Below are 15,452 nucleotides of genomic sequence, written 5' to 3' on the forward strand. Positions count from 1 at the left end.
CTTCAACAGAACAACGATAAGGAATGAAGGGAGGTCGTCATGGCGGACGGATCGGCGGCGTCGCTGAAGACGCGGGTGTCGGAGGCTGAATGGCAGGTGCGGGTCGAACTGGCCGCGCTTTATCGACTGGTGGCGTTGCACGGGTGGGACGATATGATCTTCACTCACATCTCGGCCCGTGTGCCTGGACCCGAACACCACTTCCTGATCAACCCTTACGGCTGGTATTTCGACGAAATTACAGCCTCTTCTCTGGTGAAGGTCGATCTGGACGGCAACATTGTTCAGGACACGACCAACTTCATCAATCCGGCGGGTTTCACCATCCACTCGGCGGTTCACGCGGCGCGCGAGGACGCCAGGTTCGTCATCCACCTGCATACGGTGAACGGCGTCGGGGTGGCAGCTCAGAAGGACGGTCTGCTGCCGATCAGCCAGAACGCCTGCCTGTTGCAACATCAGGTCGCCTATCATGGCTACGAAGGTCTGGCGCTGAACCACGACGAGCGGGAACGGCTGGTGGCCGATCTGGGCGACAAGCCGCTGATGCTGTTGCGCAACCACGGCACGATGGCGGTGGGCGAAACGGCGGCCCAGGCCTGGGTCGGGATCTTCTTCCTGGAACGGGCCTGCGCCCAGCAGGTGGCGGCTCTCTCCGGCGGTCGCGAGCATGTTCTGACCGCTCCGGATGCGGCTCAGGCCGAGACGAAAGATCAGGGGCGGGGCATCGGCTTCGTCTCCGCCCTGGCCTGGCCTGGCGCCCTGCGGCAGCTCGAACGAAAATCACCAGGCTACGACGTGTGAGGGCGGTCGGGGGGCTGTTGATCATCCTGGGGCTGGCGGGCGCGGGGACTTCCGCCTTCGCCGGCGCCTGGAATCTGCCCAGGGGGCAGGGCCAGGCCATCGTCAAATATGAGGACATGCGCGCCGATCAGAGCTTCGTGACTGGCGGCAAGATCGACCTGGCGGCCGAACGCGTGGATCGCGCGGCGTCGCTGCTGGTGGAGTACGGCCTGAGCGATCGGCTGAATGTGCAATTCAAGGGCGATTGGCAGTCGGGGCGTGACGACTACGCCAACTACGAGGGGCGAGGGCCGATCGAGATCGGCACCCGTTGGCAGGCCTGGCGCGACGACAGCGGCGTGGTGGCGATCTATGGGGGCTACGCCCAGGCCGGATCAGGGCGCAACGCTGGCTATGCCCCGCCAGGCGCTGGCGACCACGACTGGGAGATGCGGCTTCTGGCCGGGCGTTCCATCGACGGTTCGGGCGTGAACTGGGCGCCGCGACGCAGCTTTGTCGAGGCCCAGGTGGCTCGGCGTTGGCGAGACGGGCTGCCAGACGAGGTGCGCGTCGATCTGACGGCGGGCGTGCATCTGGGCGAAACCTGGATGGTGATGGCCCAGGGGTTCGGCGGAGCCGTCGACGATGACGGCGCGCGCTGGTTGTCGGTCGAAGTCACAGCCGTTCGCGACCTCGGCGTCTGGAGCCTGCAGGGAGGATGGCGGCAGGCCGTGGCGGGACGAGACACGCCCGTGGCCGGCGGGCCAGTCATCGGGATCTGGCGGCGTTTTTGATCCGGATTTCCGCGACGGAACCCAGCCCTCCCAACGTTACAGATACTTTATTTGCGTAACGGCCATGACCCGCTAAGCGGGACCGCTTGTTGTCGGGGAGACTGCGTCGCGTGTTCAAACGCCATTTTTTCATTCTCGTGGCGGCGTGTCTGGTGGGGCTGATGGTCCTGGCGGCGGTGCTGAAGGTCACCCTGGCGGACGACAAGGGCGGCGCAGGCGGCCCCGGTCGTGGCGGCCCCGGCGGCGGGCGCGGTCAGGCCGTGGCTGAAGCCATCGCGACACCGCGTGAGTTCGCAGATCAGATCCGGGTCCTGGGCGTGGCGCGCAGCAAGCGCTCGGTCAACATCACCTCGAGCACGACCGAACTGATCACTCGCGTCATGTTCGCTGACGGCCAGCGTGTCGCCGCCGGCGCGCCCCTGGTCGAGCTTCAGGCGCGCGAGGAAGACGCTGACCTGATCCAGGCGCGGGCTCAACTTCTTCAGGCCCAGCGTGAATATGATCGCTACAGGATTCTGGCCGAGCGCGGGGTGGCCCCGCGGGTCACGGCCGAGCAGGCGGAAACCGCTCTGGAGAGCGCCCGCGCCGCCGTCGCTGCGTCGGAAGCGCGTCGCGGCGATCGCATCCTGCGTGCGCCATTCGCCGGGGTTCTGGGCCTGACGACGGTGACGCCGGGCACGCTGATCTCGCCTGGATCGGTCATCACCACACTGGACGACACCAGCGCCATTCGCGTCGATTTCCCCCTTCCGGAACGCTATCTGGGCGCGCTGCAGATCGGCACGCCGCTGAGCGCCACGGCAGACGCCTATGCGGGCGAGACCTTCGACGGGCGCATCGCCCTCGTGGATACGCGCGTCAATGAACAGACCCGCGCGGTCATCGCCCGGGCCGAGTTCGCCAATCCGGGAAACCGGATCCGTCCCGGCATGATGATGCGCGTCGCCGTGCATCAGGGCCGCCGCCAGAGCCTGTCGGTGCCCGAGGCCGCCGTTCAGTATGAAGGCCAGGGCGCTTTCGTCTATCGCATCGCGCGCGGCGAGAACGGCACGACCGCCCAGAGGGTCGAGGTGCAGACCGGCGCCGTCGAGGGCGGTTTTGTCGAGATCCTGTCGGGTCTGGACAACAACGACCACGTTGTCGCTTCAGGCTTGAATCGCATCCAGCCCGGCGCGCCGGTCACGGTCGGCGGCGGGGCTCAGAAGGGCGGCGCGCGCGCGGCTCAGGCGGCCCGCTAATGATGTTGTCCGATGTTTCAGTCCGCCGCCCCGTTTTTGCGGCGGTGGGCGCCATCGTCCTGTGCGTCATCGGCCTGGCGGCTTTCTTCTTCCTGCCGGTGCGCGAGTTGCCGGACGTCGATCCGCCGGTCGTCTCGGTCAGCACCAGCTATGCCGGGGCCTCGGCCGAGGTCATCGAGAGCCGGATCACTGAGCCGATCGAGCAGCAGATCGCCGGCATCCAGGGCGTCGAGCGCATCAACTCGTCCAGCCGCGACGGCCGCTCCAATGTGAACATCGAGTTCTCGCTGGACCGCAACATCGACGACGCGGCCAATGACGTGCGCGACCGCATCTCGCGCGTGGTCGGGCGTCTGCCGGATCAGGCGGACCCTCCAGAGGTGGCCAAGGCCGATTCCGACAGCCAGCCGATCATGGTCATGTTCTTGCGCTCGACGACGATGAACCGTCTGGAGCTGACGGACTACGCGGACCGCTATCTGGTCGATCGCTTCGCCACCGTGCCGGGCGTGGCCCAGGTGCAGATCTATGGCGAGCAGCGCTACGCCATGCGCATCTGGCTGGACGCCGCCGCCATGGCCGCGCGCGGCCTGACCGTGAGCGACGTGGAAACCGCGCTGAACAATCAGAACGTCGAACTGCCCGCCGGTTCGCTGGAGTCGGCGCAGAAGGATTATACCGTCCGCGTGGCCCGCACCTATGCGCGACCCGCTGACTTCGCCCAGTTGCCGATCGGCACGCGCGGCTCGGCCTCGACCGCGACGGGAGCCCAGTCGTCCGGCACCCTGGCGGCGGCGTCAACCTCCATGACCAATGGCGTGACCGGCGCCCTTGTGGGCAACGCCGCCTATGTCACGCGCCTGGGCGATATCGCCCGGATCGAGGAGGCGCCCTCCGAGGCGCGGCGCCTGTTCCGCGGCAATGGCATCGACCAGATCGGCCTGGCTGTCACCCGTCAGGCCCAGTCCAACGACCTGGCCATTTCCGAAGGCGCGCGCGCTCTGATGGAGCAGGTCAAGCCGACCCTGCCGCCCGGCACCACGCTGGAGGTCGGGTCCGACAACTCGGTCTTCACCTCGCACGCCATCGACGAGGTCTGGATCACCATCGGCATTTCGATGGCGTTGGTGGCCCTGGTCAACTTCATCTTCCTGGGCAGTCTGCGGGCGGCGATCATCCCATCGGTTGTGGCGCCCATCTGCCTGCTGGCGACCTTCATCGTCCTGGCCCCGTTGGGCTTCTCGCTGAACCTGCTGACCCTGCTGGCCCTGGTGCTGGCCATCGGTCTGGTGGTCGATGACGCTATCGTCGTGGTCGAGAACATCCAGCGCCGACTGGATCACGGCGAGCCGCCGCTGATCGCCGCCGAGCGCGGCGCGCGTCAGGTCTTCTTCGCCGTCGTGGCGACGACCGTTGTCCTGCTGTCGGTGTTTGCGCCGCTGCTGTTCCTGCCGGGATATGTCGGGCGCCTGTTCGTCGAACTGGCGGCGGCCATCGCTGCGGCTGTGGCCTTCTCGGCCTTCCTGGCGCTCAGCCTGTCGCCCATGCTGGCGTCGAAAATTCTGAAGCCGGCGCATTCTGGCGGCTGGGTGGCGCGCCGTGTCGATCGGGCCATGGATGCGCTGAAGACCTCCTACGCCAACTCGCTGAACGCTCTGCTGGGGCGGCGCATTGCGGTGGCCGGGGTGGTGGGACTGATCGTCCTGGTCGCGGCCGGGGCGGGGGGCATCTTCCTGATTCTGCCTAACGAGCTGGTGCCGCCTGAGGACAGGGGCCGCGTCGGCGTCCGGGTCCAGGGGCCGGAAGGCGCGGGCTTTGATTACACCCGCAAGATCATGCTGGGCCTGGAGCCGATCCTGGCCGAGTACAAGGCCAACGGCGAGGTCGATTCTTATCTGGTCTCGGCGCCCGGCTTTGGGGGCGGCAGCTACAACTCGGGCAACGCCAGCCTGACGCTGAAGGACTGGTCGGAACGCAAGCGTTCGGCCGACGAGATCGCGCAAGAGCTGAACGGCAAGTTGCGTGGCCAGACCGACGCCCAGGTCAACGCCTCGACCCCCGGCGCCTTCCAGCGTGGCGGCGGCAATTCCAACTCGGTCGAGATGATCGTCATGGGTTCGGAATACGGCGCTATCTACAACTGGCTGCAACCCATCCTGGCGGCGGCGCAGGAGAACCCCGGCTTCTCGCGTCCTCGCCTCAACTATGAGCCCAACGCGCCACGCCTGCTGGTCGATGTGGATCCGCAGAAGGCGGCGGCGCTGGGCGTGTCGTCGCAACAGATCGGCCGCACCCTGGAAACCATGTTCGGCTCCCGCCGCGCCACCACCTACATCAAGGGCGGTCAGGAATATGACGTCATCCTGCAGACCGAGCGCGACAACCGCCGCGGAGTTGCTGACCTGCAGGCGCTCTATGTCTCGACTGGCGCGGGCCAACTGGTGCCGCTGTCTGCGGTGGTCACCACCCAGACCTCCGGCGACACCCCCGACCGTCGTCGTCTGGACCGCCAGCGAGCCATCTCGCTCCAAGCCGATCTGAACCCCGGCACCACCATCGACGACGCCGTGGCCTTCCTCAACGCCGAGGCGGCCAAGCAGCCGCAGGGCGTGACCACGATCCGCTGGGGCGGGGCGGCGCGTGATCAGCAGGAGGCGGGCAGCGCCGTGGGCTGGGCCTTCGCCCTGGCCCTGCTGTTGGTCTTCCTGGTGCTGGCGGCTCAGTTCGAGAGCTGGATCACGCCGGCGGTCATCATGCTGACCGTGCCTCTGGCGGCGGCTGGCGGGCTGTTCGGCCTGTTGATGGCGGGCTCCAGCCTAAACATCTACAGTCAGATCGGCCTGATCATCCTGATCGGGGTGGCGGCCAAGAACGGCATCCTGATCGTCGAGTTCGCAAACCAGCTGCGCGATCAGGGACGGACGATCCGCGAGGCGATCATCGAGTCGTCGTCCCTTCGTCTGCGCCCGATCATCATGACCTCGATCGCCACGGCCTTCGGCGCCCTGCCGCTGATGCTGTGGCAAGGCGCGGGCGCCGGCAGCCGCCAGACCATCGGCGTGGTCATCTTCACGGGGGCGATGTTCGCCACCATGCTGACCCTGTTCGTGGTGCCGGTCATCTATGGCGTGCTGGCGCGCTTCACCAGGTCGCCGGAGTACACGGCGCGCAAGATCGAGGAGTGGGAGGCCCAGGAAATCGCCGATGGCAAGACGCCGGACATGACGCCGGGCTGATCCACCCGGCGCCCGAGGGTCAGGAAGCGGGGGCCGTCGCGGTAGCGGCGGCCTTCGCCGTTTCCGGGGCGTAGCCGGTCTCTACCTTGAGGAAGGCGATGACGTCGCGGCGGTCCGTGGCGTCACGCAGGCCGGCGAAGGTCATCTTGTTGCCGGGCAGGAAGGTCTTGGGGTTTTCCAGCCAGTGATCCAGCTTATCGGCGTCCCATGTGAAGCCGGCCGACCGCAGGGCATGGGAGTAGCTGTACTTGTCCAGGGCCCCGGCCTGACGGCCGAAGACGCCATAGAGATTGGGGCCCGCCATGTTCGGGCCGCCGGGCGTTATGGTGTGGCACGACCGGCATCGGGCGAAGGCGCGGCGGCCGTTCTCCAGATCGCCGGCGTTATATGGGGCGGGCAGGGCGGCCAGCATGGCGACCTTTTCGGCCTCGGTCGGCACGGGCGGGGGGGGGCCTTGGGCGTCGCATCGGTGGCGGCGGGGCGGCGTTATCCCCACAGGCGGCCAGAGCCAGCGTGGCGGTCAGGGCGGCGAAAAGCATCAGTTGGGTGCGCATGGCGAACTCCTTAGGCCAGTCCCTCCTGATAGCCGATGGGCGTTTAGTCGCAACTGCAGCGGTTATCCTTACTGGACGCGAATGGTTCGCAGCTGATAATCACTGTCAACTTAAGTGAGCGGCGCCGGGCGCCGTCGTAATGAGCGCCATGACCGACACCATCAAACTCAGCCAGGCCCGACGCGGCGATCGCGGCGTCATCGTTCAGGTCGGCACGCATTGCCACCACCAGGACCACGAGGTCGAATTGGAGCGCCGCCTGCTGGAACTGGGCTTCGTCGAGGGCGCCCGTATCGAGATGCTGCACGAAGGTCTTTTCGGACGAGACCCCATCGCAATGAAGGTGGACGACATGCGCGTGGCCCTGCGCCGGCATGAGGCGGCCAGTCTGATGATCCGTCTGGACCGTCACCACCAGAATGGGGGAGCCGTCTGATGGACATGGCCGTTCGCACCGCCCGTATTGCTCTCGTCGGCAACCCCAACAGCGGCAAGACCGCCCTGTTCAACGCCCTGACCGGCGCTCACCAAAAGGTCGCCAACTACGCCGGGGTCACCGTCGAGCGGAAGGAGGGGCGCATCCACGCCGCCGACGGCCGCACCCTGTCGGTGCTGGACCTGCCGGGCACCTATTCCCTTCGCGCCCGCAGTCTGGACGAGGAAGTCACCCGCGACGCCGTGCTCGGCGCCCTGCCGGGCGAGACCCCGCCGGACGTGGTGGTCTGCGTCGCCGACGCCACCAACCTGCGTCTGGTGCTGCGACTGGCGCTGGAGCTGAAACAGGTCGGGCGGCCGATGGTGCTGGCGCTCAACATGTACGACATCGCCCAGCGCCAGGGGCTGCGTATCGACCTGGAAAAACTGTCGGCTGAGATCGGCGCCCCGGTTGTCACGACCGTAGCCACGCGCAAGCGCGGCATCGTTGAGCTGGTCGCTGCAGCCCAGGCCCAGGCCGATCTGGCCGTGGGTGAGACACCCAGCGAATGGCACGCTCCGTCCGCTGCTGAAATCCGCGCCGCTCACCGCGAGGCCGAGCGCATCATGAAGGCCTGTGTTCGCCCGCCCGAGCGGCCGGACACCCTGACCGGCAAGATCGACAGCGTCCTGCTGCATCCCGTCGCCGGTCTGGCCATCTTGCTGGGCATCCTGTTCGTCATGTTCCAGGCCGTTTTCACCTGGGCCACCCCGGCGATGGACAGCATCGAGGCCTTCTTCGCCCTGGTCGGCGGCTGGGTGGCGACAGTCCTGCCGGATCAGGGTTTCACGGGCTTGCTGCAAAGCCTGATCGTCGACGGCCTGATCGGCGGGGTCGGCAGCGTCCTGGTTTTCCTGCCGCAGATCCTGATCATCTTCCTGTTCATCATCGTGCTGGAAGACTTCGGCTACATGGCCCGCGCGGCCTTTCTGATGGACAAGATCATGGGCGGGGCGGGGTTGCACGGCCGCGCCTTCATCCCTCTGCTGTCCAGCTTCGCCTGCGCCATTCCCGGCATCATGGCGACGCGAGTCATCGAGGCGAAGCGCGACCGTCTGACCACCATCCTGATCGCGCCGCTGATGACCTGCTCGGCGCGCATCCCCGTCTATACGCTGATCATCGCCGCCTTCATTCCCAATGAGACGGTCTGGGGCTGGGCCAGTCTGCAGGGCCTGGTGATGTTCGGCCTCTATGCGGCGGGCATCGTCAGCGCGCTGCTGGTGTCGCTGGTGATCCGCCGGGTCTTCTGGCGCGGCGCGGTCGAACCCTTCATGATGGAACTGCCGGCCTACAAGATCCCTGACATCAAGAGCGTCCTGTTCAATCTGTGGCTGCGGGCCAAGATCTTCATCCGTCGTGCGGGCAAGATCATCCTGCCGCTGATGATTATCGTCTGGGCGTTGGCGACCTTCCCCTATCCGCCGGAAGGGGCGACAGGTCCGGCCATCGACTATTCCTTCGCCGGCATGATCGGCAAGGCGCTGGAACCTGTCTTCGCCCCCATCGGCTTCAGCTGGCAGATGGTGGTGGCTCTGGTGCCCGGCATGGCTGCGCGCGAGGTCGCCGTGGCGGTCCTCGGCACGGTCTATTCGATCGCCGGCGCCGAGGAGAACGTCGGCGCCCTGGCCTCGGTCCTGTCGGCCGACTGGTCGCTGGCGACGGGCCTGGCCTTCCTGGCCTGGTATGTCTTCGCGCCGCAATGTCTGCCCACCCTGGGCGTGGTCCGTCGCGAGACCGGCTCGATGAAGTGGACCATGATCATGGTCGGCTATCTGTTCGGCCTGGCCTATCTGGCGGCCTTCATCGTCTATCACGTCGCTGTGGCGCTGGGCGGGGGCTAGACATCTTAGTGGCCTAACGCGCTGCGCGCTGCTTGAGGCCGTCAGGCCGCGTCGGGTCGAGAAGGCGGAGCCTTCTGACCGCGGCCGGCAGGAATGTTCCGCGTCGGGTCGAGAAGGCGGAGCCTTCTGACCGGGACCCACAAAAATGCAGGGGCGTTGACGACCGGCTCGGTCTTCAGCGCCCCGTCGTCAGCTTGACCACGATATGGGCTGTCGTGTCGACGATGGCCTCGGGTGTGTCGGCGCGGCGCATCAGGGCGAAGCCGGCGGCGACGGATTCCACCAGGTTGGCGGTCTCATAGGAGGTCAGACGCGGGCTCAGTCCTTCGGGGTGAGCGCCGTTGGCCTTGGCTTGGGCGATGCGGCGTTCCAGCGCCAGGTGCAGACGGCGCATCCGCTTGATCCGGCTCTCTGCGAAGCCGGGCTCGCCCTTGTCCGCCAGCATGTGCTCGACCCGCAGCACCGGCCCGTGGTCGTTCCACAGGGCCAGGACCTCCAGCACATAGGCGCGCACGGATTCGAAGGCGCGGTCGGCGGTCCAGTCGGCGTGAATGTGCCGAGCCAGCCGCTGGAAGTCCTCGCCGGCTTCCTCACAGAGGATCAGCAAGCCTTCCTCGACCGACTTGAAATAGGTGTAGAAGGTCGGCGCCGAGACGCCCGCCGCCAGCGCCACATCGGCGGCGCGGATCTCGCCCAGATGCTTGTGGTTCAGCAGTCCTCGCAGAGCGTCGAGAATGGCGCGACGGGTTCGCGCGCCACGCGTCCCGATCTTGTGGCCCAGTTTGTTGGTCGTCTTGGACATAAGGCAGGGGGCGTGGGAAGGAGAGGGCAAGGCCTAGTCGGTTCTCGTGCCGGTCACAAGCGCGTCTCGGCCTGCGATGGACCTAGAGGGCGACACTGACCTCGATCTCCTCGCCGAAATAGCCGCCGGTCGGAACGAAGCCCAGCGCCTTGTAGAAGGCTTCGGGGCTGCCTTCGCCCAGGCCGTAGCTGGTGTAGAGCGCTGCATAGCCGCGCCGACGCAGCCTTTGCTTCGCCATTTCGACCGCACGGCGGCCGACCCCGGCGCTCTGATGCGGGCCCGCGATCATCAGCCGCCACAGATAGGGGCCGTCGCATTCGATGCCGTCATCCCACTCGTCGCCGTCGTTCACCATGACGAAACCCACCAGGGTCTCGTCCAGATAGATCGCCCGGAACCAGGCAGCCTGCGAGCAGAAGCCCTCGGCGATGGAGACGCCGTTGTCGGCCACCATCTCGCGTTGCTCGGGAGACAAGGTTTCACTCAGCTCGCAGACTTCGGAAACATTTTCCGAGGTGATGCGACGGAAGGAGATTTCGCTTTCGGAAGATGCCATTCGGCGACCGCTGCCATACTGTTTGCAGCAGCCATAGACCTCGCCTTGCGGCAAAGGCTAGCGGGTGCGACGTTCGGACACGCGGCGACCGGTCAGTTGGGGTCGGTCAGGGGCAGTTCCTCATGGGCGACGCCGGCCGTGGCTTGCTCGATCTGTTGCTTGGCGATGCTCTGCTGGTCGGCGGCCTGTTGAGCGGTGACACAGATGTCGCGTCTCAGCACCGATCCGGTGCGTGCGCGGCGCTCGCAGACCGGGCGCTGTTGGTCGGGACGTCGGGAGTTGGTCCGTGCGGTCGCAGCCGGGCGGGGCGGGGTTCGTGCTTCAGGCGTTCCGGCAGGCGCAGTGGTCTGCAAAGCAACAATGGCGACCAGGGTGGCGAACATGACTTTTCCCTCCGAAAGAAGGAAGTTTGTCGAACATTGATCGATAATTCAATGGATGGTGCCGGTTGCAGGAATCGAACCCGCGACATCCAGTTTACAAAACTGGCGCTCTACCAACTGAGCTAAACCGGCGCTGCGGGCCTTATGCTGGTGGAATCGTCGGGACGCAAGCACAGTCCGGCCATGCCGATGACGCCCTATCTCACGCCGATCCTTTTGCTGGCCCTGTCGAACGTCTTCATGACCTTCGCCTGGTATGGGCACCTGAAATTCGGGGCCAAACCCTTGTGGATCGTGGTGATCCTGAGCTGGGGCATCGCCTTCTTCGAATACTGCCTGGCCGTGCCCGCCAACCGCATCGGTCATCAGGTCTATTCGGCGGCCGAGCTGAAGACCATGCAGGAGGTGATCACCCTGCTGGTCTTCGCCGTCTTCTCGGTGCTCTACCTTGGCGAGAAGCTGACCCTGAACCATCTGGTCGGCTTTTCGCTGATCGCGGGCGGGGCCTTCTTCATCTTCAAAGGCCCGCTTTAGTCAGTCCAATTCGGCGGCGATGCGGGTCGCCAGGGCCTTCAGCTGTTCGGCGTCGGCCATGGGGGCGTGGCCGTGGCCCTTCATGGCGCGGTCGGCCCAGCGCGGCACGATGTGGAAATGCAGGTGGAAGACGGTCTGGCCGCCGGCCTCGCCGTTGAACTGCATCAGGCTGAGGCCCTCGGGTTTCAGCGCCTTTTCGACGGCGCGGGCGGTGCGCTGGACGGCGGCGGTCAGTTTGGCGAGCGCGTCCGGCTCGATCTCCAGCAGATTGCGCGCCGTGGATGTCTTGGACACCACCAGGACATGGCCCTCGGACTGGGGGAAGACGTCCATGAAGGCCAGGACGTCGTCGTCCTCCCACACCTTTACGCTGGGGATCTCACCACGCAGGATCTTGGCGAAGATGTTGTCGGGGTCGTAGGCGCCGTGAAGGCTCATGGGGAGGCTCCGTCAGAGGTGTCGGCGTCAGGCTAGCAGGGCAGGGCGGATTTCGCACGGGAGCGAAACCTGATCTGGCGCACTATATGGTCAAGGTTCACGGAGATTGCGTTCCATGCTGCGTTTCATTGTTCAGGCTATCGTCACCGCCTTGGGGCTGTGGCTGTCGGCCAAGGTCGTGCCGGGGGTGGACTTCACCTCGACCGGGTCGCTGGTCGCGGCGGCGGTGGTGCTGGGCCTGGTCAACGCCATCGTGCGGCCTCTCATGGTCATCCTGACTCTGCCGCTGACGATCGTGACCCTGGGTCTGTTCCTGCTGGTGGTGAACGCGGCGATGATCGGACTGACAGCCTGGTTCCTGGGCGGTTTCTCGGTCAACGGTCTGTGGGCCGGGATCGGGGCGGCGATCGTGACGGGCGTGGTCAGCTGGATCGCGGCCTCCCTGTTCGGCGAGGGCGAGCGGGCGCGCTGAATAAGTCCGGGTAATATTGACGCAAATATTTTGTCCGGGTAAATCATCGCGACCCTAAGGAGCTGATGATGCCCTCTGCAACCTGCACCGCCTTTGCCGGAAACCGTCTGATCGCTTCGGGCGCGCCGTCTGAGGTCGTGGCTGTGGTGAAGGCTGCATATGACGCGGGCGACGCGGTGCTGGTGTTCGACGACGCCGACGCCCGGCCCGTGGAGTTTGACCTGCGCGGTGATCTGGCCGCCGTGCTGGCGCGTCTGCCGGTCGAGCCTGTCGAGAAGCGCGGGCCGGGACGGCCCAGGCTGGGAGTCACAGCGCGCGAAGTGACCCTGTTGCCGCGCCACTGGGACTGGTTGGCGTCCCAGCCGGGCGGGGCTTCGGTAGCGCTGCGCAAGCTGGTCGAGAACGCCCTGCGAGAGGCCGAGGGGCCGGATCGTGTGCGCCACAGTCGCGAGGCCGCCTATCGCTTCATGACCGCCGTGGCTGGCGATCAGCCTGGCTATGAGGAGGCCACGCGGATGTTGTTCGCCGGCGACTGGGTCGCCTTCGACGCCGCGATCAAGGTCTGGCCGTCAGACGTGCGCGACTATGCCCGTCGGCTGGCCGAGGGAAGTTGGCGCAATGGTCGCGGTGCGCCCTAGCTGGGGCGGATGACCATGCAGGTGACGCGGCGCTCGCCCAGGGCCTCGCAGGCGGCCTCAGCCGAGGCCTGGGTCATGCCGGTGAAGCGCGAGCGATACCAGCCGTCTGCGTTCTGAACATCGCGTTGCGCCTCGGTGAACTGGGTGCGGAAGCGACGGCTGACCTCGTTGAGCCAGTTGCGGGCGACAGCCTCGTCGCGGAAGGCGCCGACCTGAACCGTCCAGCGGCCGGCGGGCGGGCGGGAGGCTTCACGCGCCGGAGCGCGCGACGGCGTGCTTGCGGACGATGTACGGCGCGCCGTCGACGACGAACCTCCGTTCAGCGAGGCGGTCAGGTTCTCAGGCGTGCGCGGGGCTTCGGCGCGCTGGATCGGCGCCGTGGCGCGAGGCGTGGCTGTCGTGGTGCGGGCCGAGGGCGGCGGCGTGATTTCGGTCGGCAGGCTGGCGGGCGGCGGGCCGGCGACATAGGCTACAGCGGTCGAACCCATGCCTTCGCCATCCTCGTCCGAGGCCGAGGCGTACTCGACAGGCGGGTTGGGATCGACGCTGACGCCGTAACCGCGCTGCTCGAAGAAGGTCTGGGCCACCTGGATACGTTCGCCCTGGCCGCGTCGGCGCTGAACCTCGAAGCCGGTGTCCATCAACTCCGCGACGTGGTCGTTGCGGCTCTTGGTCGAGCGACCGCCCATGACGATGGTGATGATCCGCTTGCCGTCGCGCACCGAGGAGGCGGCGAGGTTATAGCCCGAGGCGTTGGTGAAACCGGTCTTGATGCCGTCATACCCGCGACCCGTAGCCAGCAGGCCATTGGTGTTGCGGTAGTCGCGGCCGTTGTAGAACCAGTCGTGAAGGCCAAGGTAGCGGTAGTATTGCGGGTAGTCGCGCATCACCGCGCGGCTGAGGATCGACAGGTCGCGCGCGGTGGTCGCCTGACGCGTGTCGGGCAGGCCGTTGGCGGTGGTGAAACGGGTGTGATCCATGCCCAACTCGCGGGCCTTCGCCGTCATGCGGGCGGTGAACTGGGCTTCGGAACCGCCGATGTGTTCGGCCAGGACCACAGCCATGTCGTTAGCGCTGCGGACCGCTGTGGCCTTCATGGCGTCTTCCAGACTGATCGATTGACCGGCCGCCAGACCCAGCTTGGAAGGGGGCTGCGAGGCGGCGCGTGGCGAGACGGTCAGGTTGTCGGTCAGCTTGACCTTGCCGGACTCCAGCGCCTCGAAGACCAGATACAGGGTCATGACCTTGGTGATCGAGGCGGGATAGCGCCGTGCGTCTGCGAAGCGTGAGAACAGGACCTCGCCCGAGGCGGCATCGACCACGATCGACGCGTAGCGCGAGTTATCCGAGGACTGGGCGACCGGCGGGGGCGCGCCAAGAGCGGGCGTGAGGACCACGCCGCCCAGAACAAGGGCGGCCAGGAAGCGGCGTCGGAATGCAGCGTTCATGGTCAATCTACTAGCCTCGTCACTGTGGCGCGAAGACGACCGTGATCACCGCGCGTTACAAAGGCTAACATCGGACTCACGGGTTTCGAGAGGGTTAACAAGGCGTCAACGGAGTTGTGATCGGTTTGGCCGCCGCAGGTGATCGGCGTTCATATGTTGCATCGCACAAAATTCACTTGAAGTCATTTCGCACTTGCACCATATGACCCCTGTCGCGATGAACCCTGTTCGTCGTGAAACCCCTCATCGCTTCAGGAGAGTCCCCATGGCCGACGCCGCAGAGACTGTTAAGAAGACCGTCGAACAGACCACCGCCAAGGCGAAAGCCCAGGCTGAATCCATCCAGGCCGCCGGCGCCAAGGCCTTCCGCGAAGGCGTGGACAAGTCGGTCGCTTCGCTGACCGAGCTGAACGCCCACGGCAAGAAGAACCTCGAGGCCGTCGTCGAGTCGGCCGCCGCCGCCCAGAAGGGCGCCGAGGCTCTGTCGCAGGAAGCCATCGCCTTCTCGAAGAAGTCCTGGGAAGACGGCGTCGCCGCCGCCCAGTCGATCAGCCAGGCCCGCTCGGTGCAGGAACTGGTCGAACTGCAGACCTCGTGGGCCAAGTCGGCCGCCGAGGCCTATCTGGCCCAGTTCGGCAAGACCACCGAGATCTTCACCGCCTCGGTGAAGGACAGCTTCAAGCCGATCAACGAGCGCGTCACCGCGACCGTGGAAAGCTTCCAGGCCGCCCGCTAAGCCTGACAAGTTTCAGTAAGCGTACAATCAGGCCCTGGCGGAAACGCCGGGGCCTTTTTGCGTCCGGCGCCGCTTCCAGCGCGACAAGACGTCTGTTCACGCAACGCGTGACTGGACGCCCCTACAAATCAGGCCATCATCACCTATCTGATCCATCGAACTCCCCCGAAGACGGATGACGAATGCCTACAAGACGGCCAGGTGAACAAGGCGGAGGCGCAGGCGCCGCCGTCGTCACCGAAACAAAGCCGAAGCTTCAGCGGCCCTCGCTTTATCGAGTGCTGATCCTGAATGACGACTACACCCCGATGGAGTTCGTCATCTACGTGCTGGAACGGTTCTTCCAGAAGAGCCGGGAAGACGCGACCCGCATCATGCTGCACGTGCACCAGCATGGCGTCGGGGTCTGCGGCGTCTTCACCTACGAAGTGGCCGAAACCAAGGTCGCCCAGGTGGTCGAGACGGCGCGCCGTCACCAGCACCCTCTGCAATGCACGATGGAAAAAGACTGAGAGGATCTC

17 protein-coding genes and 1 tRNA gene are annotated in these 15,452 nt (G+C 66.1%); 11 read left to right on the forward strand and 7 right to left on the reverse strand.

The annotated features are described in order from the left end of the window. The first annotated feature begins 39 nt into the window (after window positions 1–39). The 4 genes from IFE19_RS06220 to IFE19_RS06235 all read left to right on the forward strand — a co-directional run bounded on the left by IFE19_RS06220 (window position 40) and on the right by IFE19_RS06235 (window position 6,051). Window positions 40–804: a class II aldolase/adducin family protein gene (locus tag IFE19_RS06220; RefSeq protein WP_207826500.1), complete on the forward strand. Its 765-nt coding sequence runs from the start codon at window positions 40–42 to the stop codon at window positions 802–804. Continuing rightward, window positions 801–1,577, forward strand: a complete 777-nt coding sequence (locus IFE19_RS06225) for a hypothetical protein (RefSeq protein WP_225910433.1) — start codon at window positions 801–803, stop codon at window positions 1,575–1,577. Before IFE19_RS06220 ends, IFE19_RS06225 begins: the two co-directional genes overlap by 4 nt. Window positions 1,578–1,687: 110 nt before the next feature. Beyond that, window positions 1,688–2,815: an efflux RND transporter periplasmic adaptor subunit gene (locus IFE19_RS06230; protein WP_207826501.1), complete on the forward strand. Its 1,128-nt coding sequence runs from the start codon at window positions 1,688–1,690 to the stop codon at window positions 2,813–2,815. Between the two features lie 2 nt (window positions 2,816–2,817). Continuing rightward, window positions 2,818–6,051: an efflux RND transporter permease subunit gene (locus IFE19_RS06235; RefSeq protein ID WP_207827444.1), complete on the forward strand. Its 3,234-nt coding sequence runs from the start codon at window positions 2,818–2,820 to the stop codon at window positions 6,049–6,051. A 19-nt stretch (window positions 6,052–6,070) separates the two neighbouring features. Here IFE19_RS06235 and IFE19_RS06240 read toward each other — a convergent pair whose 3' ends face one another. Then, a complete protein-coding gene (locus IFE19_RS06240; RefSeq protein WP_318780468.1) occupies window positions 6,071–6,490 on the reverse strand; it encodes a c-type cytochrome in 420 nt (139 codons plus the stop codon). 263 nt (window positions 6,491–6,753) lie between these two features. Between IFE19_RS06240 and IFE19_RS06245 the strand changes: the two genes are divergently transcribed. Together IFE19_RS06245 and feoB are read left to right on the forward strand one after the other, a co-directional pair. Continuing rightward, window positions 6,754–7,041: a FeoA family protein gene (locus IFE19_RS06245; protein ID WP_207826502.1), complete on the forward strand. Its 288-nt coding sequence runs from the start codon at window positions 6,754–6,756 to the stop codon at window positions 7,039–7,041. Next, window positions 7,041–8,924, forward strand: coding sequence for a ferrous iron transporter B (feoB, locus tag IFE19_RS06250; protein ID WP_207826503.1), 1,884 nt, complete (start codon window positions 7,041–7,043; stop codon window positions 8,922–8,924). Before IFE19_RS06245 ends, feoB begins: the two co-directional genes overlap by 1 nt. A 175-nt stretch (window positions 8,925–9,099) precedes the next feature. On the opposite strand, the gene IFE19_RS06255 is transcribed toward feoB, so the two are convergent. From IFE19_RS06255 to IFE19_RS06270, 4 genes are all read right to left on the reverse strand, one after another. Beyond that, window positions 9,100–9,726, reverse strand: coding sequence for a TetR/AcrR family transcriptional regulator (locus IFE19_RS06255; protein ID WP_207826504.1), 627 nt, complete (start codon window positions 9,724–9,726; stop codon window positions 9,100–9,102). Between the two features lie 82 nt (window positions 9,727–9,808). Then, complete coding sequence (locus IFE19_RS06260; protein WP_207826505.1) at window positions 9,809–10,282, reverse strand: GNAT family N-acetyltransferase; 474 nt, start codon at window positions 10,280–10,282, stop codon at window positions 9,809–9,811. A 92-nt stretch (window positions 10,283–10,374) separates the two neighbouring features. Further along, complete coding sequence (locus IFE19_RS06265) at window positions 10,375–10,665, reverse strand: hypothetical protein (RefSeq protein ID WP_207826507.1); 291 nt, start codon at window positions 10,663–10,665, stop codon at window positions 10,375–10,377. A gap of 56 nt (window positions 10,666–10,721) precedes the next feature. Next, window positions 10,722–10,797, reverse strand: a tRNA-Thr gene (locus IFE19_RS06270). Between the two features lie 51 nt (window positions 10,798–10,848). On the opposite strand from IFE19_RS06270, the gene IFE19_RS06275 reads away from it, so the two are divergent. Then, window positions 10,849–11,199, forward strand: coding sequence for a DMT family protein (locus IFE19_RS06275; protein ID WP_105564781.1), 351 nt, complete (start codon window positions 10,849–10,851; stop codon window positions 11,197–11,199). On the opposite strand, the gene IFE19_RS06280 is transcribed toward IFE19_RS06275, so the two are convergent. Beyond that, window positions 11,200–11,637 (reverse strand): HIT family protein, encoded by a 438-nt coding sequence (locus IFE19_RS06280; protein WP_207826509.1) that lies wholly within the window; start codon window positions 11,635–11,637, stop codon window positions 11,200–11,202. It abuts the gene before it with no gap. A 115-nt stretch (window positions 11,638–11,752) separates the two neighbouring features. On the opposite strand from IFE19_RS06280, the gene IFE19_RS06285 reads away from it, so the two are divergent. Together IFE19_RS06285 and IFE19_RS06290 are read left to right on the forward strand one after the other, a co-directional pair. After that, window positions 11,753–12,109, forward strand: coding sequence for a phage holin family protein (locus tag IFE19_RS06285; RefSeq protein WP_207826511.1), 357 nt, complete (start codon window positions 11,753–11,755; stop codon window positions 12,107–12,109). 68 nt (window positions 12,110–12,177) lie between these two features. Then, entirely contained in the window at window positions 12,178–12,747 is a 570-nt protein-coding gene (locus tag IFE19_RS06290) for a DUF2239 family protein (protein WP_404822158.1), read from the forward strand. Here the strand turns inward: IFE19_RS06290 and IFE19_RS06295 are convergent. Beyond that, complete coding sequence (locus IFE19_RS06295; protein WP_207826515.1) at window positions 12,744–14,195, reverse strand: serine hydrolase; 1,452 nt, start codon at window positions 14,193–14,195, stop codon at window positions 12,744–12,746. The two genes, IFE19_RS06290 and IFE19_RS06295, sit on opposite strands and share 4 nt — an antisense overlap. A gap of 265 nt (window positions 14,196–14,460) precedes the next feature. Here IFE19_RS06295 and IFE19_RS06300 point away from each other — a divergent pair, with 265 nt between their 5' ends. Together IFE19_RS06300 and clpS are read left to right on the forward strand one after the other, a co-directional pair. Beyond that, entirely contained in the window at window positions 14,461–14,931 is a 471-nt protein-coding gene (locus IFE19_RS06300; protein WP_207826524.1) for a phasin family protein, read from the forward strand. Between the two features lie 182 nt (window positions 14,932–15,113). Further along, entirely contained in the window at window positions 15,114–15,443 is a 330-nt protein-coding gene (clpS, locus tag IFE19_RS06305; protein WP_105564763.1) for an ATP-dependent Clp protease adapter ClpS, read from the forward strand. Window positions 15,444–15,452: the final 9 nt, after the last annotated feature.

The organism is Brevundimonas pondensis (assembly GCF_017487345.1).
Lineage (GTDB): Bacteria > Pseudomonadota > Alphaproteobacteria > Caulobacterales > Caulobacteraceae > Brevundimonas > Brevundimonas pondensis.

Coding starts and splice junctions, on each gene's coding strand:
- IFE19_RS06220 (WP_207826500.1), top strand. CDS start 40: ATGGCGGACGGATCGGCGGCGTCGCTGAAGACGCGGGTGTCGGAGGCT.
- IFE19_RS06235 (WP_207827444.1), top strand. CDS start 2,818: ATGTTGTCCGATGTTTCAGTCCGCCGCCCCGTTTTTGCGGCGGTGGGC.
- IFE19_RS06245 (WP_207826502.1), top strand. CDS start 6,754: ATGACCGACACCATCAAACTCAGCCAGGCCCGACGCGGCGATCGCGGC.
- feoB (WP_207826503.1), top strand. CDS start 7,041: ATGGACATGGCCGTTCGCACCGCCCGTATTGCTCTCGTCGGCAACCCC.
- IFE19_RS06255 (WP_207826504.1), bottom strand. CDS start 9,726: ATGTCCAAGACGACCAACAAACTGGGCCACAAGATCGGGACGCGTGGC.
- IFE19_RS06260 (WP_207826505.1), bottom strand. CDS start 10,282: ATGGCATCTTCCGAAAGCGAAATCTCCTTCCGTCGCATCACCTCGGAA.
- IFE19_RS06265 (WP_207826507.1), bottom strand. CDS start 10,665: ATGTTCGCCACCCTGGTCGCCATTGTTGCTTTGCAGACCACTGCGCCT.
- IFE19_RS06275 (WP_105564781.1), top strand. CDS start 10,849: ATGCCGATGACGCCCTATCTCACGCCGATCCTTTTGCTGGCCCTGTCG.
- IFE19_RS06280 (WP_207826509.1), bottom strand. CDS start 11,637: ATGAGCCTTCACGGCGCCTACGACCCCGACAACATCTTCGCCAAGATC.
- IFE19_RS06285 (WP_207826511.1), top strand. CDS start 11,753: ATGCTGCGTTTCATTGTTCAGGCTATCGTCACCGCCTTGGGGCTGTGG.
- IFE19_RS06290 (WP_404822158.1), top strand. CDS start 12,178: ATGCCCTCTGCAACCTGCACCGCCTTTGCCGGAAACCGTCTGATCGCT.
- IFE19_RS06295 (WP_207826515.1), bottom strand. CDS start 14,195: ATGAACGCTGCATTCCGACGCCGCTTCCTGGCCGCCCTTGTTCTGGGC.
- IFE19_RS06300 (WP_207826524.1), top strand. CDS start 14,461: ATGGCCGACGCCGCAGAGACTGTTAAGAAGACCGTCGAACAGACCACC.
- clpS (WP_105564763.1), top strand. CDS start 15,114: ATGCCTACAAGACGGCCAGGTGAACAAGGCGGAGGCGCAGGCGCCGCC.